This window comes from Stenotrophomonas sp. 116085_Sma (genome assembly GCF_056479585.1).
In genome coordinates, this window is record NZ_CM151057.1 from 1716332 (window position 1) to 1739611 (window position 23280).

Below are 23280 nucleotides of genomic sequence, written 5' to 3' on the forward strand. Positions count from 1 at the left end.
CTTCTAAATAGGGGAGGATTATTCAGCGAACGTGTCGTTGAACGGGTTGACCAGTGCGTCGGCGACCAGCTGTTGCTGTTCGCGGACGTGGTCAGCCATGTGACCGGCAGCCGGCGAAGCCGAACGTGCGCGACCGGCGTAGTGCAGGTTCTGGCCATCGGCCAGGCAGAACTGCAGGTGGTGGCGGATCTGGTACCACGCGCCCTGGTTCTGCGGTTCTTCCTGCGTCCACACCACGTCGGTGGCCTTGCCGTACTTCTTCAGTTCGGCAGCCAGCAGCGCACGCGGGAACGGATACAGCTGCTCCACGCGGATGATCGCCACGTCGTCCTGGCCACGCTTGGTCTGGTCTTCCAGCAGGTCGTAGTAGACCTTGCCCGAGCACAGCACCACGCGCTTGACCTTCTTGGCGTCCGCGTTGGCGTCGCCGATCAGGTGCTGGAACTCGCCGTTGGCCAGCTCGTCCAGGGTCGACACGGCCAGCTTGTGGCGCAGCAGCGACTTCGGCGACATCACCACCAGCGGCTTGCGGGTGGTCATGTGCAGCTGGCGACGCAGCATGTGGAAGGCCTGCGCCGGGGTCGACGGCACGACCACCAGCATGTTCTCCAGCGCGCACAGCTGCAGGAAGCGCTCCAGGCGCGCCGAGCTGTGTTCCGGGCCTTGCCCTTCATAGCCATGCGGCAGCAGCAGGGTCAGGCCGGAAATGCGGCCCCACTTGGCTTCACCGGCGGCGATGAACTGGTCGATCACCACCTGGGCGCCGTTGGCGAAGTCGCCGAACTGGCCTTCCCAGATGCACAGCGTGTTCGGATCGGTGGTGGAGAAACCGTACTCGTAGGCCATCACCGCTTCTTCGCTCAGCAGCGAATCGATGACGGTGGCCTTCTCCGGCGAATCCACCAGCTGCCGCAGCGGCATGTAGTAGTTGTCGGTCTTCTGGTCGTGCAGGATCGCGTGGCGGTGGGTGAACGTACCGCGGCCCACGTCCTGGCCGACGAGGCGCAGTGCGTTGCCCTCGTCGAGCAGGGTGGCGTAGGCCAGGTTCTCGGCAAAGCCCCAGTCGCCCGGGATCTCGCCGGCAGCCATCTTGCGGCGGTCGTCGTAGACCTTGGCCACGCGCGAGTGCAGCTGCACGTCTTCGGGAATGGTGTTGATCAGCTTGGCCAGCTCGACCAGCTTGTTCTTCTCGACCTTGGTCGAGATCGGATCGGACAGCTTGCCTTCCAGCAGCTTCGGCCAATCGACGAACAGCGGGCTCGTCGGCGGGGTCTTCTCGACCTTGGCCAGCTCGGTGGTCACTTCACCGGCATCCAGCTTCTCGCGGTAGGCATCGACCATCGCCTTGCCGGCGCCGGCGGCGATCACGCCTGCCTTTTCCAGCTGCTCGGCGTACATCTCGCGGGTGGTGGCGTGCTTGCGGATCACCTGGTACATCAGCGGCTGGGTGATCGCCGGCTCGTCGGCCTCGTTGTGGCCCCAACGGCGGTAGCACATCAGATCGATGACCACGTCCTTGGCGAACTTCTGGCGGAACTCGAAGGCCAGCTGCGCGGCGAACACGACGGCTTCCGGATCATCACCGTTCACGTGAAGCACCGGGGCGGCGATCATCTTCGCCACGTCGGTGGCATAGCGCGTGGAGCGCGTATCCAGCGGGTTGGAAGTGGTGAAACCGACCTGGTTGTTGACCACGATGTGCACGGTGCCGCCGACGGCGAAGCCGCGGGCCTGCGACATCTGGAACAGCTCCATGACCACGCCCTGGCCGGAGAAGGCCGCGTCGCCGTGGATCAGGATCGGCATGACCTGCTTGCGGGCAGTGTCCTTGCGGCGCTCCTGGCGCGAACGCACGGAACCGGCCACGACCGGGTCGGCGATTTCCAGGTGCGACGGGTTGAACGCCAGCGCCAGGTGCACCGGGCCACCGTCGGTAGCCACATCGGCCGAGAAGCCCATGTGGTACTTCACGTCGCCGGCCGAGGCGTGCTCGTCGTGCTCGAACTTGCCTTCGAACTCGTCGAACAGCTTGCGCGGGTTCTTGCCCAGGGTGTTGACCAGCACATTCAGGCGGCCGCGATGGGCCATGCCGATCACCACGTCCTTGACGCCATCCTTGCCGGCGCTGCGGATGATGGTGTCCATCATCGGGATCAGCGAGTCGCCGCCTTCCAGCGAGAAGCGCTTCTGGCCGACGTACTTGGTGTGCAGGTAGCGCTCCAGGCCTTCGGCCGCAGTCAGGCGCTCCAGGGTGCGGCGCTGGGTGTCAGCGTCCAGCTGGTAGTTGCCACCGGCCGCTTCCAGCTTCTTGTAGATCCACTGGCGCTGCTCGACCTCGGAGATGTGCATGAACTCCGCACCGATCGAGCCGGTGTAGGTCGCCTTCAGGCGTGCCAGCAGGTCGCGCAGCTTCATGCGCGGCTGGCCGCCGACGCCGCCGGTGCTGAACTCGGTGTTGAGGTCGCCATCGGACAGGCTGTGGAACGGCAGGCCCAGGTCCGGGGTGTTGACCGGCGCGGCCAGGCCCAGCGGGTCCAGGCGGGCGTCCAGGTGGCCGCGCGAGCGGTAGGCGGTGATCAGACGACCGACATTGCGTTCACGCTCGTCGCCCGCACCGTTGCCGGTGCCGGCCTTCAGCGCTTCCTTGGCCGCGTCCGCAATGTGGGAGATGACGGCCGAGTGCGGAATGTCGCCTGCTTCGCGGCCCTTGAAGCCGTCGAAGTAGGTCTTCCATTTGGGATCGACACTGTCCGGGGAGACCAGGTACTGCTCGTACAGGTCCTCGACATAGGAGGCGTTGCCGCCGGCGAGCTGCGAAGATTGCGCAAACTGCTTCAGTTGATTGTCCACGATGGAGGGTGTTGATTCGCTTTGTGGGGTATGGCTTCAGAAGGACCCGGCAGGAAGATGAATAGCCCTGCGCGGGCGCGTTCAAACAGCCAAATTGTACCCCCATCCGGACAGGAAGGGGCACCAAAACGGGCATCCCGGGTCCCCCGGTGCCGCTTCCAGACAGGTTGAGTGGGCGGTACCCGCTCAGATGCCGAGCGCACGCAGTTCGCTGCAATCGCGCGAACGGTCCCAGACGCGCTGCAATTGCTGCTCGAACGGCTGCGAACGTGCAGGCAGCGCAATGCCGGCCTCGCCGTCGAGGCGATGACCGATCAGACGAAAGTAGAAGTCGCCTGCATCGTTGAGCAGGCAGGCCGAGGCCAGCGCACGGTCGACCCGGTCGGTGACCTCGCGGAACTGGATCACACTGGGCAGGCGCTGGGCCAAGGCCAGCAGCGGTGCACCGGCGGAGGCGATCGCCGCTGCATCGTGCACGATCACCCGCAGCAGCTTGTCGTGGCGGGCGGTGACGAAGCGGCGCAGGGCGGCCTGTACCGGCGGCGCGTCCAGCAGGCCGGGGTCCAGCTGGCGGCTGTGCAGCCACAGCTGGCGACGGGCGCGGTGGATGATGGCCGTGGTGATCGCCACCGCCGCGGCGCGGTCGTCGATGGCGCTGGCCGCGCCCAGTCGGCGACGCATCTGCTGGTGGCCGATGCCGGCCTCGTCGAACACCCCGCCCTCCGGCAGGAAGCCCTGGCGGGCGTAGAAATCACGCGCCGGCAGCTGCGCGTGCAGGTGCAGCTCGTCCAGGCCGAGCCGGCGCCCGGCCTCGACCAGCGCCTCCAGCAGGGCTTCACCGACGCCGCGGCTGCGATGGCTGGCCAGCACCGCCATGCGGCCGATGCGACCATCCGGGGCCAGCCGGCCGGTGCCGATCGGTTCGCCGTCGGTGTCCAGCGCCAGCACGTGGGCGCTGACCGGGTCCAACGCATCGCGTTCCAACTCGGCGGCGATGCCCTGTTCCTGCACGAAGACGCGCTGGCGTACCTCGTGGATGGCGAAGTGGGCGTCGGCGTGGCTGACCTGCTGGACCCGGATCATGGCAAGGCTCAGGCGCGGCCGTCGTCGCTGTCGTCTTCGTCGTGGTCTTCGAAGTTGACGATGACCTCGATGCCGTCGTCGTGCACGGTCACGGTGTGGACATCGTCGGATACCGCATCGGCGTCGATCGCGTCGACACGGTCACGGCCCTCGACCACTTCGCCGAGCACCACGGCGTCCTCGCCGTCGTCCTCGTCTTCAGCGTCATACGTCTCGTTCGGATCGATCAGCTGGAACACACCACCGACCAGCAGCTGCTGGACCACCGCGCGGCCCTTGTCGGACAGGCCGCGATAGGCGGCGGCGTCGAGCTGCTCGGCACCGGCCAGGCGCTGTGCGTCCTTCACCGGCAGCGCGAAATCCTGGCCGCTGACATACAGGCTGGCGCCACGCTTGGCCCGGCGCCAGGCCAGGCGCGCCCACGGGTGGCGCTGCAGCAGCAGGCCGGACGCCAGTGCTTCGACGACTTCCTCCTGTGCCGGTGCGGCCTGATGCGCCATCACCTCACCGGCAGCGCGGTAGGTGGTGATGAAGCGGCCGAACCAGTCGCCCAGCTTGTCCGGGTCGTTCATGCGGATGGCGTTGAGCGCAGCGATCACGCGCGCCATCGCCACCGTGTCGATTTCGTTCGGGTCGGCCGGCACCTTCAGGTCGGCATCCTGGTAGCGGATGTTCTCGTCGGCATCGGCGATCAGGGTGTCCAGGTAGTCGCTGATCAGCTCGGCCGAGGCCGGTGCGCGCATGCCGAACGAGAAGGTCAGGCACGGATCTTCGGCGACACCGTGGTGCGGCACGTTCGGCGGCAGGTACAGCATGTCGCCCGGCGCCAGCACCCAGTCGTGGGTCGGCTTGAACACCTTCAGCAGCTTCAGTTCCACGTCCGGGCGGAAGCCCAGCGGCGGCTGCTTGCCCTTGATCGATTCGCTGGCATCGATCTGCCAGCGGCGGTGGCCATGGGCCTGCAGCAGGAACACGTCGTACTGGTCGACATGGGCACCGACCGAGCCACCGGTGGCGGCGAAGCTGATCATCACGTCATCCATGCGCCAGCGCGGCAGGAAGCTGAAGTGTTCGATCAGGGCGCGCACGTCCTTGTCCCACTTGTCCACGTCCTGCACCAGCAGGGTCCAGTCGTGGTCGGGCAGGGCGGGGAAGATGTCTTCCTGGAACGGGCCGCTGCGCACGCGCCAGCTGTCCTGGGCCTTGTCGTGTTCGATCAGGCGCGCCAGCACGCCCTCCTCGCAGGCCAGTCCGGCCAGGTCTTCCGGCTGCACCGGGGTCTGGAAGTCCGGGAAGGCGTTGCGGATCAGCAGCGGGCGTTTCTGCCAGAAATCGCGCAGGAACACGGCCGGGGACATGCCCAGCGGTTGGCCGCGGCGGGCGGTAACTTCGATGAGCGGAGCGGAGGACTTGCGGGCGGCCATGGGGGAATCCTTGCAGCGGAAAGCGGGAGGGGCGGCGCGGCGGGCCGCCAAGGCCTCCATTGTCCGACGTTCGCTGGGATTGCGCACGTGTGGTGGTTTGTCGCGGGGTTCCGGCCAACGGCGGACCCCCTCGTGGCGGGGTGGGTTCACAAGCAAAAGCCGCGCTTGGCCGGGCGGGTGGGCTGCGCGGGGGACGCTGCAAGTACGTCCATGTAAGCTCGATCGCCGCATCCATGCGGCTCACGCCCCCGCGCAGCCCACCCGCCCGGCCCCTGACAGTTTCCTGCGCGGCCCGCCACGGAATGGAAGAAGAAAATCAAAGGCAACGGCGGGTCGCGCGCTGCGCTTGCTCACGCCCTTGTAGAGCCGAGCCCACGCTCGGCTTGCTGTTGCCCCTGCGAAAAGCAGCCGAGCATGGGCTCGGCTCTACAAACCCCCCACAAACAAGGAGGGACGCGGCGAAGCCGCGTCCCTCTCAATTCCGCCCCGATAACGTCATCCACGCATGGCGTGGATCTACTCATCCGTCACCGGGAATCTGTCAGAGGTGGGGCGGGTTGGGTTCGCGGGACCGTTGGCGCCATGGATGGCGCCATCGAGCCCCCAGGGATGGGTTTACGGCGTGTCCCGCGAACCCAACCCGCCCCGCCAAGCGAGCAATAACCCAGAGCCGCCTTTGACGTTGCCGTTGCAGTTGCCTGCCGCAGGCAGCGCCCGCGGCCGCCGCCGCAAAGGAAACCCTTTAGATCTTCTTCGCCAGCGACTCGGCCAGGCCGGTGTAGCTGCCCGGGGTCATCTCCAGCAGGCGTTGCTTCGCCTCCGCCGGCAGCTCCAGCCCCTGCACGAACGCACGCATCGACTCGGCCGTGATGCCCTGGCCACGGGTCAGCGCCTTCAGCTGCTCGTACGGGTTCGGCAGGCCGTGGCGGCGCATCACCGTCTGCACGGCTTCGGCCAGCACTTCCCAGGCCGCATCCAGATCGGCGTCCAGGCGCTGCGGGTTCACTTCCAGCTTGCCCAGGCCCTTGGCCAGCGAATCCAGCGCCACCTGGCTGTGGCCGAACGCGGTGCCCAGTGCGCGCAGCACGGTGGAATCGGTCAGGTCACGCTGCCAGCGGCTGATCGGCAGCTTCGCGCTGAAGTGCTCGAACAGCGCATTGGCGATGCCGAAGTTGCCTTCGGCATTCTCGAAATCGATCGGATTGACCTTGTGCGGCATCGTCGACGAGCCGACTTCGCCTTCCTTCAGGCGCTGCTTGAAGTAGCCCAGTGAGATGTAGCCCCAGATGTCGCGGGCCAGGTCGATCAGGATGATGTTGGCGCGGCGCGCGGCATCGCCGATCTCGGCGACGTTGTCGTGCGGCTCGATCTGCGTGGTGTACGGATTGAACACCAGGCCCAGGCCGGTCACGAAGCGCTCGGCGAAGGCCGGCCAGTCCACGTCCGGGTAGCTGGCGATGTGGGCGTTGTAGTTGCCGACCGCGCCGTTGATCTTGCCGGTCAGCTCGACTGCGGCGATCTGCCTGCGCTGGCGCTCCAGACGGGCGACCACGTTGGCCAGCTCCTTGCCCAGGGTGGTCGGCGAGGCGGTCTGGCCGTGGGTGCGCGACAGCATCGGCTGGCCGGCCTGGGCGTGGGCCAGGGTGCGCAGGGTGGTGGCAATGCCGTCCAGGGTCGGCAGCAGCACCTCGCGGCGGGCCTGTTCCAGCATCAGGCCGTAGCTGAGGTTGTTGATGTCTTCGCTGGTGCAGGCGAAGTGCACGAATTCCAGCGCCGGTGCCAGCTCGGCGTCGTCCTTCAGCTGTTCCTTGATGAAGTACTCCACCGCCTTGACGTCATGGTTGGTGGTGCGCTCGATCTCCTTCACGCGCGCGGCCTGGGCCGGGCTGAAGTTGGCGGCCAGGGCGCGCAGGCGGGCGATGGCGGCGTCGGAGAACGGCGCCAGCTCGACGATGCCCGGTTCGGTGGCCAGGGCCAGCAGCCATTCCACCTCGACCACGATGCGGGCCTTGATCAGGCCGTATTCGGAGAAGATCGGGCGCAGGGCGTCGACCTTGCCGGCGTAACGGCCATCGAGCGGGGACAGGGCGAGCAGGGCGGAATCGGACATGTCGGCAGGGCGGGGACGAGCGGCGGGGCCGATATTCTACGACGTGCCGGGCGGGCGTGCCCTGTAGAGCCGAGCCCACGCTCGGCTGCCCCGTGGGCACCGGATTGCCCGAAACAGCCGAGCATGGGCTCGGCTCTACGCACAAGGGCCCTGCGGATGAAACGATCTGGCCCGTACTCGTCATCCCACCCTGCAGGCAACGGAGTATCGTTGTCGCAGCCGCCAGCCCGGGAAGCGACACCCTGCCAGCCGCCGCTTCCCTTTCCCCAACTGAAGTAGTGCGGAGTCGATGCAATGAGCAAAGCTGCAAGCAAGGGTGGAACCACCGGGTTCCGGATCGAACACGACAGCATGGGCGAGCTGCAGGTGCCTGCCGATGCCCTGTGGGGCGCGCAGACCCAGCGTGCCGTGCAGAATTTCCCGGTCTCGGGCCAGCGCATGCCGCGCGGTTTCATCCGCGCGCTGGGCCTGGTCAAGGGCGCCGCTGCCGGCGTCAATGCCGAGCTGGGCCACCTGCCCAGGACCGTGGCCAAGGCCATCCAGACCGCCGCCGCCGAAGTGGCTGCCGGTGACTGGGACGCGCATTTCCCGATCGACGTCTACCAGACCGGCTCGGGCACGTCGTCGAACATGAATGCCAACGAGGTCATCGCCACCCTGGCCAACCGTGCCGGCAAGGCAGGCAAGACCGTGGTGCACCCCAACGACCACGTCAACCAGGGGCAGAGCTCCAACGACGTGATCCCGACCGCGCTGCGCGTGTCGGCGGTGCTGGCCACGCACGAACAGCTGCTGCCGGCGCTGGTGCACCTGCGCAAGACCCTGGACAAGAAGGGCCGCAGCCTGCGCAAGGTGGTCAAGACCGGTCGCACCCACCTGATGGATGCGATGCCGCTGACCTTCGAGCAGGAATTCGGCGCGTGGTCGGCACAGCTGGCCTCGGCGCAGGAGCGCATCGAGGACAGCCTCAAGCGCGTGCGCCGCCTGCCGCTGGGTGGCACCGCCATCGGCACCGGCATCAACGCCGACCCGCGTTTCGGCGCGCAGGTGGCCAAGGCGCTCAAGCAGCAGACCTCGGTCAAGTTCGACAGTGCCGAGAACAAGTTCGAAGGGCTGGCGGCGCAGGATGACGCGGTGGAGCTGTCCGGCCAGCTCAATGCACTGGCCGTGGGCCTGATCAAGATCGCGAATGATCTTCGCTGGATGAATGCCGGTCCGCTGGCCGGGCTGGGCGAGATCGAACTGCCGGCACTGCAGCCGGGCAGCTCGATCATGCCGGGCAAGGTCAACCCGGTGATTCCGGAAGCGACCGTGATGGCCTGTGCGCAGGTGATCGGCCACCACACCGCGATCACCGTGGCCGGTCAGACCGGTAACTTCCAGCTCAACGTCACCCTGCCGCTGATCGCGGTGAACCTGCTCGATGGCATCGGCCTGCTGGCCAATGTGTCCACCCTGCTGGCCGACAGTGCCATCGCCGGCCTGAAGGTGCGCGAGGACCGCGTGGCTGAGGCGCTGGCGCGCAACCCGATCCTGGTCACCGCGCTGAACCCGATCATCGGCTACGAGAAGGCCGCGGCGATTGCCAAGCGCGCCTACAAGGAACAGCGCCCGGTGCTGGATGTGGCGCTGGAAGACAGCGGCCTGGACGAGGCCGAACTGCGTCGCCTGCTGGACCCGACTGCGCTGACCGCTGGCGGCATCCAGGCCGGTGGTGGTGGCGCTGGCGGTTGATCTGCCGGTTGTAGAGCCGAGCCCATGCTCGGCTACTGCCTGGAACCTGAGCCGAGCATGGGCTCGGCTCTACAAAAGGAAACGCCGCCCTTGGGCGGCGTTCCTGCTTCAGCGACGGTCGGCGACGATGTTGCCGAAAGTGTCGGTGTAATCCTTGAACTCGGGGATGCGCTGGATCAGGTCGGCCGGGATCACCTCCATGCCCTCCGGCGGCTGGATCTTCACCGGCTGCATGTTCGGGTCGGCCGGTGCAGCCACCAGCGTGTTCTGGCGCAGCACCTGCAGCTTGCCGAACATCGTCTGCAGCATCTGCTTCTGTCCGTCGTCCAGCGGAATCTGGATCTCGTCCACCTTCATCGTTCCATCGCCGAGGATGATGATGTTCGGTGCGGGCGGGCGGCGCACGGTCACCATGCCTTCGCTGACGGAAATCTTGGGCTTGCCGCGCTCGGCGCGGTGGTTGCGGTAATCCTTGTCGCAGCCGACCAGGCCCAGGCAGAGCAGGGCGGCCAGCAGCAGGAACAACTTCTTCATGGCGTTCGGTTCGGGGGCATCCGGGGCCCCCATTGTAAGCCTGCCGACGCAGCCGGACCGGCAACGGAAAGCCGCTGCCGGTCGGGTGCGTCGATTTGTCTCAGTTGGAGAACGTGACCGAGTTGTTCTTGCCGCAGTCGTCCACGTCGCTCTGGTCCATGGTCGCGTAGGGCTTGAACGCCGGCAGCTCGCGCGCCAGTGCCTGCTGGCTGGCCAGCATCGCCGGCAGGCGATCACAGATGCGCTTGGCCTGGACCTCGATCTTGGCGGCTTCGGCGTTGATGCGCTTCTCCACGCCTTCACTGTCGCCGCTGAAGATGCCCTTCAGCGCTTCGCCGGCCGCATTGGCACCGAGCTTGGCACCGGCCAGGCCGACGTCCATGCCCGCCATCGCAACGGCAACCACGTGGCCGCGGTACTCCTGCAGGTGGCGGCGCTGGGTGTCGTTGGCCGCGACCTCCTTGCCGGCGATCAGCAGGCGGCCGTCGGGCGTGATCTCCGCACGCGGCTGCTGGTCGGCCGAGATCTTGATGTTGCCCTGGGCGATGTCCTTGCGGGCATCGTCCATGGCTTCCTTGACGGTCTGGCCGACGCCGCTGGTGGCTTCGGCGACGCTCTTGCCGACGGTCTTGTCGGGGGCGGAGGACGTGCCGCCGCAGGCGATCAGCGGCAGGCACAGCAGGGTGGCGGGCAGCAGGCGCAACAGATTCATGATGTTCCCCTGGACGTGTCTGGAAGAGGATTACTTGCTGCGCGGCAGGGTGACCCGGCCGCTGACGTTGCGGTGTTCGACATCGCCGCTGCCGCTGTGATCGACGGTCAGGCTGCCGCGTACGCCGTCCACCTGGATGTCGCCCGAGCCGTGGCTGCGCACATGCACGTTGCCGCCGATGTCGGCCAGGTCGACGCCACCGGAGCCGACCACGCCGACTTCGACGCTGCCCTGCACGCGCTTGAACTCGATGTCGCCCGAGCCGACCGTGTCCAGGCGCGCGTTGCCACGCACATCGGTGATCTTCAGGTCACCCGAACCGACCGTGCCGGTTACGGCGTCGCCGCCGATGTTGTGGGCATTGACGTCGCCCGAACCCAGCGACAGCAGGTTCAGCGAACTGCCGCCGTCGATGTTCAGGTCGCCCGAGCCCACCGCGGCGTGGATGCTGCCGCGCGTACCGCGGGCGACCGCATCACCGGAACCGACATCCACGCTCAGCGACTGTGCGTTCTCCACGCTGGCATCGCCGGAGCCGACCTTGAGCTGCAGCGGCAGGTTGTCCGGCACGCTGCCGTGGATGTCCAGCCAGGCGTAGCTGTTGCCCAGGCTGATGCCACTGTGGCGGCCGTCGCGGCGCAGGCTGACGACCAGCTTGTCGCCTTCCCTGCGCTGGTCCAGCACCAGCTGGTCCAGCCATTCCTGGCTGGAGGCGCAGGCGCGGCCATCCAGCTGGCCACCGCCCTTGCTGGCGACGACCTTCAGGTCGTGCTGGTTCACCTCGATCACCACCGCCCTGGCACCGGCCGTATCCAGCTTCAACGTGCGCGCAGCAGTGAACTTGCAGTTCGGGGCATCGGCAGCGAGTGCCGACAGCGGCAACAGCAACAACGCGGAACAGGCGAGCAGGGAACGCATGGGTGGTGCCTCCGGGTGGATGGAATCAGATCTCGCCGGCGCGCTTGCGCAGGCGGATGGCGAGGAAGATGAACACTGCACCGACGGCCGCACCGATCCACAGTTCCGGCATCGCCAGCGACTTCAGCTGCGAGGCGGGAGACATCAGGCTGACCACCGAGTCCAGGTCGCGGCGCGACCCTTCACCGGCGCCGAGGCGATACAGCAGGTCCATGCCGGGCACGCCGCCCAGCAGCAGGCGGCCGACGATGTTCTGCCAGAACCAGCCGGTGGTCAGGCCGAACAGCGGCATGATCTTGGTGGTGCTGACGATGACGCCGGCAAACAGCGGCAGCATCACCGCCCACAGGAACGGCTTGCTCTTGGCCCAGGCCGAGCACAGCAGCAGCCAGCCTGCAGTAGGCAGGGCCCACAGGGCGTAAACCGGAATCCAGCTCAGGTGGCCAGCGGCCAGGGTCAACGGGCTGGCGGGCCCCCAGATCAGCGCCATCGGGCTGCCGCCGTGCATCAGCGCGACGATGCTGATGATCAGCATGAAGCCGAACATGGTGATGATGCCGGCGACCACCGCGATCAGCGGCGCCACGATCAGTGCGCTGATCAGCTTGGACAGCACGGTCTGGGTGTCCGACAGCGGCAACGACTTCCAGAACAGGATGCTGCGGTCGCGGCGGTCGTCGTACAGGGCGCCCAGGCAATAGAAGAACACCACGAAGGCCAGCACCAGGAACGGCCAGGCCGAGCTGAGCACCAGGGTCAGGTCGAGGCCGTTGCCAAGGTCGGCAAGGTCCTTGCTGTCGATGTTGCGGGTCAGCAGGGCCAGGTCCAGGCCATTGACGTTCACGCTTTCGCCATCGACATGCAGTGCGCCGTTGCGCGCCGCGCGGTTCAGAGCGAACAGGCCGAAGGCGATGCCGACAGTACTCATCACCAGCGAGATCAGGCCGGCGATCAGCGGGGCATACAGGAAACCGCCGCGGTTTTCCCAGTACTCGCGCTTGAGCAGCCAGCGCAGGGTGCCGAGGGGGCTGACGGGGTGGTTGACGGCATTCATGCGTAGGTCCCCTTCATGACGGCGACGAACAGGTCGGCCAGGCCCGGGCTGCGGGTCTCGCCAAGAGTGGAAAGCTGGGCGCGCGGTACGCCGTCGAACAGCATCACGGTCTTGCCGAACGCCAGGCTGCGTTCGTCGATCGGCTTCAGGGCGCGTGCGGTCTCCAGCTGGTCGGCGTTGACCAGCAGTTCGGTGTAGCGCTGGCCGACTTCGTCCATTTCCGCGTCGAGCACGATGCGGCCGTCGCGGATGAACATGACGTCGCTGAGGATGTGCTCGATCTCTTCCACCTGGTGGGTGGTGACGATGATGGTCTTCTGCTCGTCGAAGTAGTCCTCCAGCAGGCGCTGGTAGAACTCCTTGCGGTACAGGATGTCCAGGCCCAGGGTAGGCTCGTCCAGCACCAGGATGCGGGCATCGATGGCCATCACCAGCGCCAGGTGCAGCTGCACGATCATGCCCTTGGACAGTTCGCGCACGCGCTGCTTCGGTTGCAGCTTGGTGTTGGCCAGGAAGCGCTCGCAGCGGGCGCGGTCGAAACGCGGGTGCACGCCGGCGACGAAGTCGATCGCCTCGCGCACCTTCAGCCAGCGCGGCAGCACGGCAACGTCGGCGATGAAGCAGATGTCATTCATCAGTTCGTCGCGGTGCAGCCGTGGATCGCGGCCAAGCACGCTCAGCTCACCCTCCACCGAGGTCAGGCCGAGCAGTGCCTTCAATGCCGTGGTCTTGCCGGCACCATTGGGGCCGATCAGGCCGACGATGCGCCCGCTCGGAATGCTGAAGCTCGCATTGTCGAGGGCGACGGTGGACTTGTAGGCCTTGCGCAGGCCGCGGGCGGTGATGACCGATTCGCTTGCGGTGCTATTCATCAGACTTTCCCCTGGGGCAGCAATTCGTCGAGGCTCAGGCCCAGGCGCTGGATGCGCTCCAGCACGGCCGGCCATTCTTCATTGAGGAAGCGCTCGCGCTCGCTGCTGCGCAGCTGCGTGGCGGCCTGCTCGGTCATGAACATGCCCAGCCCGCGGCGCTTCTCGACCAGGCCTTCGTCGGCCAGTTCCTGGTAAGCGCGCGAAACGGTGATGGGGTTCAGTTGGTAATCGGCGGCCACCTGGCGCACCGAAGGCAGGGCATCGCCCGGCTTGAGGATTCCGTCGAGCATCATGGCGATCACGCGCTCCTTCAACTGACGGTAGATGGGAGCGCCGTCGCTCCACTGGATGTCGCTCATATTCAGCTCCGTGGGGTCAGCGGCTGGGCGAACGAGAAATACGGCATGGACAGGGAGCTGTGCAGCCGACGCGGGGGAGGGGGGGAGGAATCGGCGTTCCCGGCCGGTGTAGCGATTGCATCCTGCGCACTGTCGGGCGAGGCGGGGGCGGTGGGCGTGGCCAGCCAGGCCAGCACGATCAGGGTCGAAACAGCAGCGGCCGCGGGTGCGGTGAGGTTGCGACGGATCCGGGCGTTCATGGCTTCCCCCTGTCTCAGGTGACTGGTGTTGTATGCAACTATAACACCGGCACGCCCGTGTGCAACCCCCTGCCGGCCCCAACTGATGGCAGGGGCGGTCAGATCGTTGAAATATCACCTTATTCAATTGATTCTAAAGGGAAATAAAATTGTCGCATTGGCCGGTTCAGGCCGACCTTCCATTCAGCGATGTCCATACCATGTCATCACTTTGCCAACGAAGATCGGCGAAGGGCGCAGTCGCCACGCCGCGCAAAGCCTGGTCCGCGCCCTGCCATCTGGGTCATCGAAGCCCGGTGCTATAGTTCGGCCGATTCCCGGCCGCTGCTGGCCGGGCCCTGTGACTGGCTACCGCGGACCGCTCCTGATGCCCCTGTCGACCGTTACTCCGCGCCGCCTGCGCGGCCTGTCCCTGCTGGCCCTGATGGTGGCCGGTGTCGCGGGTTCCGCCAGCGCCCTGGCCGCCGACCTGCTCGACCTGGACTACCGGCCGCTGGCCAGCAAGCAGCAGGTCAACCTGCAGCAGCGCTATCACGGCCAGGTGCTGCTGGTGGTCAATACCGCAAGCAAGTGCGGCTACACGCCGCAGTACGAAGGACTGGAGGCGCTGCAGAAGCGCTACGCAGGCCGTGGTTTCGCGGTGCTCGGTTTCCCCTCCAATGATTTCAAGGGGCAGGAACCGGGCGACGAAAAGCAGATCCAGGATTTCTGCACGCTCACCTACGGGGTCAAGTTCCCGATGTTCGAGAAGGTGCATGTGGTCGGCGCGGAGGCGACGCCGCTCTATCAACGGTTGACCGCGGCCACCGGCGTGGCACCGGGCTGGAATTTCCACAAGTACTTGGTCGGCCGCGATGGCAAGGTCATCGCCCAGTTCGCCAGCAAGGTGACGCCGGATGATCCGCAGCTGACCGCGGCCATCGACAAGGCGCTGGCTGCAGCCGCCGCACATTGATATCCGGCACGGATGCCTCGACATCGACGGCATGCGTGCGACAATGTCTCTTTTCGCGCCGACGTCGGCGCCCAGACACTTCCAGGAATGCAGCGAATGAAGATGGGAATGCGCGGCGCCGCGGCGTCGGTTCTGATTCTGGCGATGGGCACTTCGGGTGTCGCTCTGTCGCAACAACCGGCTGCCCCCGCAGCCGCCAAGGAGACCGCAACCTTGAATTCCCCGAAGCAGAAGCTCGGCTACGCCATCGGCCTGGACGTGGCCAAGTCGTTCACCCCGATCGCCGATGAGATCGACGTGGCCGCGCTGCGCACCGCCGTGGAGCGTTCGTTCGAAGGCCTGCAGCCGCAGATCACCCAGGAACAGGCCAAGGCCACCGATGCGGCCCTGCGCCAGGTCGTGATGGCCCGCAGCGGCCAGCAGGTGCCGGGCATGGCGCCGGGTTCGCAGCCGCCGAAGGTCGATCGCGTCAAGGTGTCGCAGATGATCGGTTCCTATTCGGTGGGCCCGTCGCTGGCGCAGCTGAAGGACGACATCGATGTTGCCTCGCTGTTTGACGCGATCAGCACCGGCCTGACCAAGGGTCAGCCGAAGATGACGGAAGCTGACGCGACCGCCACCATCCAGGCCTTCATGGGCAGCAAGCAGGCTGAAATGCAGGCCAAGGCCGCCGCTGCTGCGCAGACCAACCGCGAAGAAGGCAATGCCTTCCTGGCCAAGAACAAGACCCAGCCGGGCGTCGTGACGACGGCCTCGGGCCTGCAGTACCAGGTCATCCGCCCGGGCAGCGGCGAGCGCCCGCTGCCGAGCAGCAAGGTGCGCGTGAACTATGAAGGCAAGCTGCTCAACGGCACCGTGTTCGACAGTTCCTATGGTCGTCAGCCGGCCGAGTTCGGCCTGGACCAGGTGATCAAGGGCTGGACCGAGGGCGTTGCGCTGATGCCGGTCGGTTCGAAGTACCGCTTCTGGATCCCGGGCAATCTGGCCTATGGCGAGAATGGCACCCCGGGTGGCCCGATCGGCCCGAACGCGACTCTGACGTTCGACGTCGAGCTGCTGGGCGTCCTGCCGTAAGCCACCACGGAGCCTGCACGGACATGCGCGTTGCGATTTTCGGTACCGGTTATGTAGGTCTGGTGACCGGTACCTGCCTGGCCGACGTCGGTCATCAGGTGGTCTGCGTCGATATCGACCAGGCCAAGGTGGATGGCCTCAACCAGGGCATCATCCCGATCTATGAGCCCGGCCTGGAGCCGATGGTGAAAGCCAACCATGCCGCGTCGCGGCTGGCATTCACCACCGATGCCGCGTCCGCGATCGCGCATGGCCAGGTGCTGTTCATCGCCGTCGGTACTCCGCCGGACGAGGACGGCAGCGCTGACCTGCAGTACGTACTGGCCGTGGCCCGTACCATTGGCCGGCACATGAGCGTGCCGACCGTGGTGGTCAACAAGTCGACGGTGCCGGTGGGCACCGCCGACAAGGTGCGTGCCGCCATTGCCGAGGAACTTGCCGCGCGTGGCGCGGACATCGCCTTCGACGTGGTGTCCAACCCGGAATTCCTGAAGGAAGGCGACGCGGTCGCCGACTGCATGCGCCCGGACCGCATCATCATCGGTGCGACCAGCGAGGAGTCGGTGGCGGTGATGCGTCGCCTGTATGCGCCGTTCAACCGCAACCACGACCGCGTGGTGGAAATGGACGTGCGCTCGGCCGAGCTGACCAAGTACGCGGCGAACGCGATGCTGGCGACCAAGATTTCGTTCATGAACGAAATCGCCAACATCGCCGAGCGTGTCGGTGCCGACGTCGAGCAGGTCCGCCAGGGCATCGGTTCGGACCCGCGCATCGGCTGGCACTTCATCTATCCGGGCGCCGGTTACGGTGGCTCCTGCTTCCCCAAGGACGTGCAGGCGCTGGCCCGCACCGCGCAGCAGCATGGTCTTGAGCCGAAGCTGCTGAACGCCGTGGAAGCGGTCAATGATGCGCAGAAGGGCCACCTGTTCGCCCTCATCCAGCGTCATTACGACAAGGGCGAGGACGAAGGCGTGCGCGGCAGGACGTTTGCCGTGTGGGGCCTGGCCTTCAAGCCGAATACCGACGACATGCGTGAAGCCTCCAGCCGTCGCCTGCTGGCACAGCTGTGGGAGGGCGGTGCCACGGTGCGTGCCTATGACCCGGAAGCGATGCATGAATCGCAGCGCATCTTCGGCGAGCGCGATGACCTGGTGTTCTGCAACAGTGCCGACGAAGCGCTGCAGGGCGCCGACGCGCTGGTGGTGGTCACCGAGTGGAAGCAGTTCCGCAGCCCCGATTTCCAGAAGCTGCGCGAGCAGCTGAAGGACGCGGCGGTGTTCGACGGGCGCAATCTGTACGATCCGGCCGAAGTGGAAGCTGCCGGCCTGGCGTACTACGGCATTGGCCGGGGGCGTTCGCTGCATGTCTGACCTGCTGCCGACCGAACGCGAGCAGGCGCTGGAAGCGCGCCTGGTCGAACTGGAAATGCGCGTGTCCTTCCAGGAACAGGCGCTTGCCGAATTGAGCGATGCGCTGGCCGATGCCCGCATGCAGGGCATGCGCAACGCCGACGTGCTGCGCGTGCTGCTGGAGGACCTGGGCAAGGTCCGCAACGCATTGAATTCTTCCGATCCGGCGAGCGAACCGCCGCCGCCGCACTACTGATCCGAATCCTATGAGCGATACCCTCCGCGACCAGCTGATGGGCCTGGGCTTCAAGCCCGCGCCCAAGCCCGAGCGCAAGAATGATGGCCCCCGCCGTGATGGCCGCCCGCAGGGCAAGGGTGGCACTGGCAATGGAAAGCCGCAGGGCGCAGGCCGGGGCGAGCACAAGCCTGGCGAGCGCCGTGGGCCGGGCGGTCCGGGCAAGTCCGGTGGCCCGCGCAAGCCGCGCAGCGCCGAAGAGATGGATCTGGCCAAGGCCTATGCCATCCGTGCGCAGCGCGAGAAGGAAGAGCGCATCGAGACCGAGCGCCTGAAGCAGGAAGAGGCACGCGTGCGCCGCGAGGCGAAGGCCAAGCTGGAAGAACTGCTGAAGGACAAGAGCCTCAATGCCGAGGCGGCAGACATTGCCCGCCACTTCCTGTATGGCGGCAAGATCAAGCGCATCTACGTGACCGCCGAACAGCTGACCGCGCTCAATGCCGGTGAACTGGGCGTGGTCCAGCTCAATGGCCGTTACCTGCTGGTGACCGCCGAAGTGCTGGCACAGTCCGAAGCGGTGTTTGCCGCATCGGTGGCACTGAAGGTCGACCCGAACGCACCGGCCGAGGAGGATCCCTACGCGGATCCGCAGTACCAGGTACCGGACGACCTGGTCTGGTAACTGCACCTGCTGCACGATGAAAACGCCGGGCATTGCCCGGCGTTTTCGTTACCGGGCGCGCGCAGCACTGCGGCGTGCACGGATCAACGGCAGGCTCAGCGCGAAGAAGCACAGCAGGGCGCCGACCAGGGCGAACCCGCTACCGGCGAGGAAGGCCGTGCGTCCCTCGTCGATCTTCCACAATTGGCCGGCGATGAGCGCGCCCAGCACGCCGCCGACACCGGACGAGAATCCGTACAGCAGGCCCTGGCCATGGCCGTTGAGGCGACCCGGGAAGTAGGTCGCCAGCATCTGCATCGCCGCCGCGAAGAACGCGGCAAAGCCCAGCGCGTGCGCGGTCTGCGCAAGCAGCATCACCGGCAGGTTTTCCGGGAACAGCGCGGTCACCGCCCAGCGCAGGCAGGAGCTGACCAGGGCGATCAGCAGCATCCAGCTGGCGTCATAGCGGCGGAAGAAACGGCCGATGGTGAAGAACACGCCCACTTCGAACACCACGCCGATGGTCCAGAGCAGGCCGAGCGTGGACGTGCGATAGCCGTGGTGGTCCATGTAGACCGAGAAGAAGGTGTAGTACGGGCCGAACGAGAGCTGCTCCATGAAAGCGGCGAGGAAGAACGCCAGCACCGGCGGGCGCCGCACGATCTGCCAGAAGCCGCTGGCGTCGCCGCCGGTCCTGCCGATGTTGCGTGCGTAGTGGTTGCTGAAGGCCGAGGCAACCAGCAGGACGAACAGCGGCAGCATCATCCAAGGCAGCAGCCCCGCGCGGCTGGCAGTGCCGTCACCTTCGATCAGCCAGCCGAACAGGGTGACGATGGCGATGAAGCCGAGCGAACCCCAGACCCGGATCAGGCCGTAGCGATGGCTGTCGCTGCCGAGATGGGTGAGGGTGATCGACTCGAACTGCGGCATCACCGCGTTGTAGAAGAAGCAGAACACGATCATCGCTGGATACATCCACGGCTGCGGCAGGGGCAGCAGGAATGCGGCAAAGCTGATCAGGGTCAGCACGCAGCCGACGCGCAGCAGGCGGATCGGCCGCGGTGAGGTGGCCGCCAGCGAGGTCCAGGCACTGGGTGCGACCACGCGGGTGGCGTACCACAGGCCCATCATCACGCTGATGGCGGTCACGCTCATCCCGCGCGCGGTGAGGAACAGGCTCCAGTAGGGCGTGAAGGCGCCCAGCGCCGCGTAATAGAACAGGTAGAAGCTGGACAGGCGGGCAGCGGGAACGGTCATCGCGGGAATCATGCACGGTAGCGCCGGGCCATGCCCGGCGGACGGGAGATGACGCCGGGCATGGCCCGGCGCTACCGCCTCATTCGGGATCGTAGTCGAGGTTGGAGGCCAGCCAGCGTTCGGCCTGGGCGCGGTCCACGCCCTTGCGCCGGGCGTAGTCGCTGACCTGCTCGCGGCTGAGGCGTCCGACCACGAAGTACTGGCTTTGCGGATGGCTGAAGTAGTAGCCCGACACTGCGGCGGTCGGCAGCATCGCGAAGCTCTCGGTCAGTTCCATGCTGGCGTTGGTTTCGGCCTGCAGCAGATCGAACAACCGGCGTTTCTCGCTGTGCTCGGGGCAGGCCGGGTAGCCGGGGGCCGGGCGGATGCCACGGTACTGCTCGTCGATCAGGGCCTCGTTGTCCAGGTTTTCGGCCTGGTCGAAGCCCCAGAATTCGGTGCGCACGCGCTGGTGCAGACGCTCGGCCAGCGCTTCGGCGAAGCGGTCGGCCAGGGCCTTCAGCAGGATCGCGTTGTAGTCGTCATGCTCGGCTTCGAAGCGTGCGACATGCGCGTCGATGCCGATACCGGCGGTGACTGCGAACGCGCCGATCCAATCCTGTTTTCCGCTGTCGGCTGGTGCAATGAAATCGGCCAGGCAGAAATCCGGGCGCTCGGCCGGCTTGTCCACCTGCTGGCGCAGAAAGCGCAGCGTGGTTTCGCCCTGCGGGTGCTGCACGCGCACATCGTCGCCGATGCTGTTGGCCGGCCACAGGCCGAACACCGCCTTGGCGGTCAGCCACTTCTCGCCCACGATGCGGTCGAGCATCGCGCGGGCGTCCTTGTACAGATCGCTGGCCTGGGTGCCGACGATCTCGTCGGTGAGGATGGCCGGGAACTTGCCGGCCAGTTCCCAGGCCTGGAAGAACGGCGTCCAGTCGATGTACTCGACCAGCTCGGCCAGCGGATAGTCATCGAATACGTGCAGGCCCGGCTGTTTCGGTGCGGGCGGCGTGTAGCTGTCCCAGCCGCCCTGGAACTTCTGCCCGCGCGCGTGCTCCAGCGAGACCAGGCGCTTGGCATCACCACGGTTGCGGTGACGCGCACGGATCTCTGCATAGTCGGCCTCGTTGGCGGCAACGAAGGCGTCGCGCAGGTCGCGCGAGATCAGCGACTGGGCCACGCCGACCGCGCGCGAGGCATCCTTCACCCAGACCGTCGGTGCGTGGTAATGCGGGTCGATCTTCAGGGCGGTATGCGCGCGCGAGGTGGTGGCACCGCCGATCAGCAACGGCAGGTCGAAGCCCTGGCGCTGCATCTCGCGGGCCACGTGGCTCATCTCCTCCAGTGATGGGGTGATCAGGCCGGACAGGCCGATCAGGTCGGCGTTGTGTTCGCGCGCGGCATCGAGGATCTTCTGCGCCGGCACCATCACGCCGAGGTCGACCACGTCGAAGTTGTTGCAGGCCAGGACCACGCCGACGATGTTCTTGCCGATGTCATGCACATCGCCCTTCACCGTAGCCATGATGATCTTGCCGTTGCTCTTGGCGGTGTCACCGCTGCGCGCCTTTTCCGCTTCGATGTAAGGCAGCAGGTAGGCCACGGCCTTCTTCATCACGCGCGCGGATTTCACCACCTGTGGCAGGAACATCTTGCCGGCGCCGAACAGGTCGCCGACGATGTTCATGCCGTCCATCAGCGGGCCTTCGATCACATCCAGTGGGCGGCTGGAGGCCTGCCGGGCCAGTTCGGTGTCTTCCTCGACGAAGGCATCCAGGCCGTGCACCAGTGCATGCGCCAGTCGCTGTGCCACCGGCTTTTCGCGCCAGGCCAGGTCTTCGGTCTTCGCCGCGCCCTTCTTGCCCTTGTAGCGCTCGGCGATCTCCAGCAGGCGCTCGGTGGCGTCGCTGCGGCGATTGAGGATCACATCCTCCACGCGCTCGCGCAGCTCCGGCTCCAGCTCATCGTAGATCGGCATGGCACCGGCGTTGACGATACCCATGTCCATGCCGGCGGCGATCGCGTGGTACAGGAACACCGAATGGATGGCCTGGCGCACGGTCTCGTTGCCGCGGAACGAGAAGGATACGTTGGAGACGCCGCCGGACACGTGGCAGTGCGGCAGCGTCTGCTTGATGATGCGGGTGGCTTCGATGAAGTCCACCGCATAGTTGTCGTGCTCTTCGATGCCGGTGGCGACGGCGAAGATGTTCGGATCGAAGATGATGTCCTGCGGCGGGAAGCCGATCTCGTCGACCAGGATGCGATAGGCGCGGGTGCAGATCTCGACCTTGCGCGCGCAGGTATCGGCCTGGCCACTTTCATCGAAGGCCATCACCACCGCAGCGGCGCCATAGCGCAGCACCTTGCGCGCATGCTCGCGGAACAGCGCCTCGCCTTCCTTCAGCGATATCGAGTTGACCACGCTCTTGCCCTGCAGGCATTTCAGGCCGGCCTCGATCACGCTCCACTTGGACGAGTCGACCATCACTGGAATGCGGGCGATGTCCGGCTCGGACATGATCAGGTTGAGGTAGCGGGTCATCGCTGCCTCTGAATCGATCAGGCCCTCGTCCATGTTGACGTCGAGGATCTGCGCGCCGCTGGCCACCTGCTGGCGGGCCACGTCCACCGCCTCCTCGTAGCGGCCTTCCTTGATCAGCTTGCGGAACTGCGCGCTGCCGGTGACGTTGGTGCGTTCGCCGACATTGATGAACAGCAGGTCCGGGGTGATGACCAGGGGTTCCAGGCCGGACAGGCGGGTGAAGGGCGTGCTGCTCATGCGGCGTGCTGCTCCTGTGCGCCGGCGATGGCGCGCGGTGGCAGACCGGCCACGGCCTCGGCGATGGCGCGGATATGGTCCGGGGTCGAGCCGCAACAGCCACCGACCAGGTTCAGCAGCCCATCCTCGGCGAACCCCCGTAGGGTGGCTGCCATGTCCTCTGGCGTCTCGTCGTACTCGCCGAAGGCATTGGGCAGGCCTGCGTTTGGATGCGCACTGACATAGCAGTCCGACACCTGCGACAGGGTTTCCACGTGCGGGCGCATGGCATCGGCGCCCAACGCGCAGTTCAAGCCGATCGACAACGGGCGCGCATGTGCCAGTGACGCATGGAAGGCCTCGGCGGTCTGACCGGACAAGGTGCGACCGGAGGCATCGGTGATGGTGCCGGAAATCATGATCGGCAGCCGCCCACCGCGTGCGTCGAAGGCTTCTTCAATGGCATACAGCGCGGCTTTGGCATTGAGCGTGTCGAAGATGGTCTCGACCATGATCGTGTCGGCACCGCCGTCGATCAGGCCGTCGATGGCTTCGCGGTAGGTGTCGCGCAGCTCGTCGAAGCTGGTATTGCGGAAGCCCGGATCGTTGACATCGGGGCTGATCGAGGCGGTGCGGCTGGTCGGCCCGATCACCCCGATCACGAAGCGCGGCTTGCCCGGCGTGGCCGCAGCCACGGCATCACAGCAGGTTCGCGCGACAGCGGCACCGGCCTTGTTCAACTCGTACACCAGGTGTTCGAGGTGGTAGTCGGCCTGGCTGACCGAAGTGGCGTTGAAGGTGTTGGTCTCGACCAGATCCGCGCCCGCTTCCAGGTAGGCGGTGTGGATGTCGGCGACGATCTGCGGCCGGGTCAGCAGCAGCAGATCGTTGTTGCCCTTCAGGTCATGCCCTTCCGGCGCCGCATGGTCACAGCCCGGGCCGTGCGCGTGGTCGTAGCCACCGGCGAAGCGCTCGCCGCGGTAGTCGTCTTCCTGCAGGCCGTGGCGCTGGATCATCGTACCCATCGCACCGTCGATGATCAGGATCCGCTCGCGCAGGGCGTCGAGCAGGGCGTTGGCACGATCAGGATGCAACCAGGGCAGGGCAGACATGG

General features: G+C 66.4%; 20 protein-coding genes. 6 read left to right on the forward strand and 14 right to left on the reverse strand.

Translation table 11 applies throughout. The annotated features are described in order from the left end of the window. Positions 1-18: 18 nt before the first annotated feature. From ACZK0Z_RS07975 to purB, 4 genes are all read right to left on the reverse strand, one after another. On the reverse strand, positions 19-2850 hold the full coding sequence (locus ACZK0Z_RS07975) for a 2-oxoglutarate dehydrogenase E1 component (RefSeq protein WP_049429412.1): 2832 nt from the start codon (positions 2848-2850) through the stop codon (positions 19-21). A 186-nt stretch (positions 2851-3036) separates the two neighbouring features. Further along, positions 3037-3933 carry a GNAT family N-acetyltransferase gene (locus ACZK0Z_RS07980; protein WP_197633613.1) on the reverse strand — a complete coding sequence of 299 codons (897 nt, stop codon included), beginning with the start codon at positions 3931-3933 and terminating at the stop codon, positions 3037-3039. Between the two features lie 8 nt (positions 3934-3941). Beyond that, positions 3942-5357, reverse strand: coding sequence for a cupin domain-containing protein (locus tag ACZK0Z_RS07985; protein WP_197633614.1), 1416 nt, complete (start codon positions 5355-5357; stop codon positions 3942-3944). 742 nt (positions 5358-6099) lie between these two features. Beyond that, positions 6100-7467, reverse strand: coding sequence for an adenylosuccinate lyase (gene purB / locus ACZK0Z_RS07990; protein ID WP_049428323.1), 1368 nt, complete (start codon positions 7465-7467; stop codon positions 6100-6102). A gap of 294 nt (positions 7468-7761) precedes the next feature. On the opposite strand from purB, the gene ACZK0Z_RS07995 reads away from it, so the two are divergent. Continuing rightward, entirely contained in the window at positions 7762-9201 is a 1440-nt protein-coding gene (locus ACZK0Z_RS07995) for an aspartate ammonia-lyase (RefSeq protein WP_197633615.1), read from the forward strand. Positions 9202-9309: 108 nt separating this feature from the next. On the opposite strand, the gene ACZK0Z_RS08000 is transcribed toward ACZK0Z_RS07995, so the two are convergent. The 7 genes from ACZK0Z_RS08000 to ACZK0Z_RS08030 form a co-directional block, all read right to left on the reverse strand. After that, positions 9310-9735: a hypothetical protein gene (locus ACZK0Z_RS08000; protein WP_033833950.1), complete on the reverse strand. Its 426-nt coding sequence runs from the start codon at positions 9733-9735 to the stop codon at positions 9310-9312. Between the two features lie 100 nt (positions 9736-9835). Then, positions 9836-10447 carry a DUF2884 family protein gene (locus tag ACZK0Z_RS08005; protein ID WP_197633616.1) on the reverse strand — a complete coding sequence of 204 codons (612 nt, stop codon included), beginning with the start codon at positions 10445-10447 and terminating at the stop codon, positions 9836-9838. Positions 10448-10477: 30 nt separating this feature from the next. Then, entirely contained in the window at positions 10478-11365 is an 888-nt protein-coding gene (locus ACZK0Z_RS08010; RefSeq protein ID WP_049428329.1) for a DUF4097 family beta strand repeat-containing protein, read from the reverse strand. A gap of 25 nt (positions 11366-11390) precedes the next feature. Further along, positions 11391-12419, reverse strand: coding sequence for an ABC-2 transporter permease (locus ACZK0Z_RS08015; protein WP_197633617.1), 1029 nt, complete (start codon positions 12417-12419; stop codon positions 11391-11393). Further along, on the reverse strand, positions 12416-13291 hold the full coding sequence (locus tag ACZK0Z_RS08020) for an ABC transporter ATP-binding protein (RefSeq protein ID WP_049428333.1): 876 nt from the start codon (positions 13289-13291) through the stop codon (positions 12416-12418). The genes ACZK0Z_RS08015 and ACZK0Z_RS08020 overlap by 4 nt, the downstream gene beginning before the upstream one ends. Next, positions 13291-13650 (reverse strand): GntR family transcriptional regulator, encoded by a 360-nt coding sequence (locus tag ACZK0Z_RS08025; RefSeq protein ID WP_005410261.1) that lies wholly within the window; start codon positions 13648-13650, stop codon positions 13291-13293. The genes ACZK0Z_RS08020 and ACZK0Z_RS08025 overlap by 1 nt, the downstream gene beginning before the upstream one ends. A 2-nt stretch (positions 13651-13652) precedes the next feature. Continuing rightward, positions 13653-13889, reverse strand: a complete 237-nt coding sequence (locus tag ACZK0Z_RS08030; protein ID WP_005410260.1) for a hypothetical protein — start codon at positions 13887-13889, stop codon at positions 13653-13655. Between the two features lie 367 nt (positions 13890-14256). Between ACZK0Z_RS08030 and ACZK0Z_RS08035 the strand changes: the two genes are divergently transcribed. From ACZK0Z_RS08035 to ACZK0Z_RS08055, 5 genes are all read left to right on the forward strand, one after another. Next, entirely contained in the window at positions 14257-14844 is a 588-nt protein-coding gene (locus ACZK0Z_RS08035; RefSeq protein ID WP_049428335.1) for a glutathione peroxidase, read from the forward strand. A gap of 96 nt (positions 14845-14940) precedes the next feature. Continuing rightward, positions 14941-15918, forward strand: a complete 978-nt coding sequence (locus ACZK0Z_RS08040) for an FKBP-type peptidyl-prolyl cis-trans isomerase N-terminal domain-containing protein (RefSeq protein ID WP_049428337.1) — start codon at positions 14941-14943, stop codon at positions 15916-15918. A gap of 23 nt (positions 15919-15941) precedes the next feature. Beyond that, the gene (locus ACZK0Z_RS08045) at positions 15942-17291 is read left to right on the forward strand and encodes a UDP-glucose dehydrogenase family protein (RefSeq protein ID WP_049428339.1); all 1350 of its coding nucleotides are present in this window, start codon (positions 15942-15944) and stop codon (positions 17289-17291) included. Beyond that, positions 17284-17526: a SlyX family protein gene (locus tag ACZK0Z_RS08050; protein ID WP_005410256.1), complete on the forward strand. Its 243-nt coding sequence runs from the start codon at positions 17284-17286 to the stop codon at positions 17524-17526. Before ACZK0Z_RS08045 ends, ACZK0Z_RS08050 begins: the two co-directional genes overlap by 8 nt. A 10-nt stretch (positions 17527-17536) precedes the next feature. After that, positions 17537-18187 (forward strand): DUF2058 family protein, encoded by a 651-nt coding sequence (locus tag ACZK0Z_RS08055; RefSeq protein WP_197633618.1) that lies wholly within the window; start codon positions 17537-17539, stop codon positions 18185-18187. A 48-nt stretch (positions 18188-18235) separates the two neighbouring features. On the opposite strand, the gene ACZK0Z_RS08060 is transcribed toward ACZK0Z_RS08055, so the two are convergent. From ACZK0Z_RS08060 to ACZK0Z_RS08070, 3 genes are all read right to left on the reverse strand, one after another. Then, positions 18236-19423 (reverse strand): MFS transporter, encoded by a 1188-nt coding sequence (locus ACZK0Z_RS08060; RefSeq protein ID WP_049428343.1) that lies wholly within the window; start codon positions 19421-19423, stop codon positions 18236-18238. A 79-nt stretch (positions 19424-19502) separates the two neighbouring features. Next, positions 19503-22187, reverse strand: a complete 2685-nt coding sequence (gene metH, locus ACZK0Z_RS08065; protein WP_197633582.1) for a methionine synthase — start codon at positions 22185-22187, stop codon at positions 19503-19505. Next, on the reverse strand, positions 22184-23278 hold the full coding sequence (locus ACZK0Z_RS08070; protein WP_197633583.1) for a homocysteine S-methyltransferase family protein: 1095 nt from the start codon (positions 23276-23278) through the stop codon (positions 22184-22186). The genes metH and ACZK0Z_RS08070 overlap by 4 nt, the downstream gene beginning before the upstream one ends. Positions 23279-23280: the final 2 nt, after the last annotated feature.

Bases quoted from the DNA above. Each gene is read 5' to 3' on its own strand.
- ACZK0Z_RS07980 (WP_197633613.1), bottom strand. From the start codon at position 3,933: ATGATCCGGGTCCAGCAGGTCAGCCACGCCGACGCCCACTTCGCCATC.
- ACZK0Z_RS07985 (WP_197633614.1), bottom strand. From the start codon at position 5,357: ATGGCCGCCCGCAAGTCCTCCGCTCCGCTCATCGAAGTTACCGCCCGC.
- purB (WP_049428323.1), bottom strand. From the start codon at position 7,467: ATGTCCGATTCCGCCCTGCTCGCCCTGTCCCCGCTCGATGGCCGTTAC.
- ACZK0Z_RS07995 (WP_197633615.1), top strand. From the start codon at position 7,762: ATGAGCAAAGCTGCAAGCAAGGGTGGAACCACCGGGTTCCGGATCGAA.
- ACZK0Z_RS08000 (WP_033833950.1), bottom strand. From the start codon at position 9,735: ATGAAGAAGTTGTTCCTGCTGCTGGCCGCCCTGCTCTGCCTGGGCCTG.
- ACZK0Z_RS08005 (WP_197633616.1), bottom strand. From the start codon at position 10,447: ATGAATCTGTTGCGCCTGCTGCCCGCCACCCTGCTGTGCCTGCCGCTG.
- ACZK0Z_RS08010 (WP_049428329.1), bottom strand. From the start codon at position 11,365: ATGCGTTCCCTGCTCGCCTGTTCCGCGTTGTTGCTGTTGCCGCTGTCG.
- ACZK0Z_RS08015 (WP_197633617.1), bottom strand. From the start codon at position 12,419: ATGAATGCCGTCAACCACCCCGTCAGCCCCCTCGGCACCCTGCGCTGG.
- ACZK0Z_RS08020 (WP_049428333.1), bottom strand. From the start codon at position 13,291: ATGAATAGCACCGCAAGCGAATCGGTCATCACCGCCCGCGGCCTGCGC.
- ACZK0Z_RS08025 (WP_005410261.1), bottom strand. From the start codon at position 13,650: ATGAGCGACATCCAGTGGAGCGACGGCGCTCCCATCTACCGTCAGTTG.
- ACZK0Z_RS08030 (WP_005410260.1), bottom strand. From the start codon at position 13,889: ATGAACGCCCGGATCCGTCGCAACCTCACCGCACCCGCGGCCGCTGCT.
- ACZK0Z_RS08035 (WP_049428335.1), top strand. From the start codon at position 14,257: ATGCCCCTGTCGACCGTTACTCCGCGCCGCCTGCGCGGCCTGTCCCTG.
- ACZK0Z_RS08040 (WP_049428337.1), top strand. From the start codon at position 14,941: ATGAAGATGGGAATGCGCGGCGCCGCGGCGTCGGTTCTGATTCTGGCG.
- ACZK0Z_RS08045 (WP_049428339.1), top strand. From the start codon at position 15,942: ATGCGCGTTGCGATTTTCGGTACCGGTTATGTAGGTCTGGTGACCGGT.
- ACZK0Z_RS08050 (WP_005410256.1), top strand. From the start codon at position 17,284: ATGTCTGACCTGCTGCCGACCGAACGCGAGCAGGCGCTGGAAGCGCGC.
- ACZK0Z_RS08055 (WP_197633618.1), top strand. From the start codon at position 17,537: ATGAGCGATACCCTCCGCGACCAGCTGATGGGCCTGGGCTTCAAGCCC.
- ACZK0Z_RS08060 (WP_049428343.1), bottom strand. From the start codon at position 19,423: ATGACCGTTCCCGCTGCCCGCCTGTCCAGCTTCTACCTGTTCTATTAC.
- metH (WP_197633582.1), bottom strand. From the start codon at position 22,187: ATGAGCAGCACGCCCTTCACCCGCCTGTCCGGCCTGGAACCCCTGGTC.
- ACZK0Z_RS08070 (WP_197633583.1), bottom strand. From the start codon at position 23,278: ATGTCTGCCCTGCCCTGGTTGCATCCTGATCGTGCCAACGCCCTGCTC.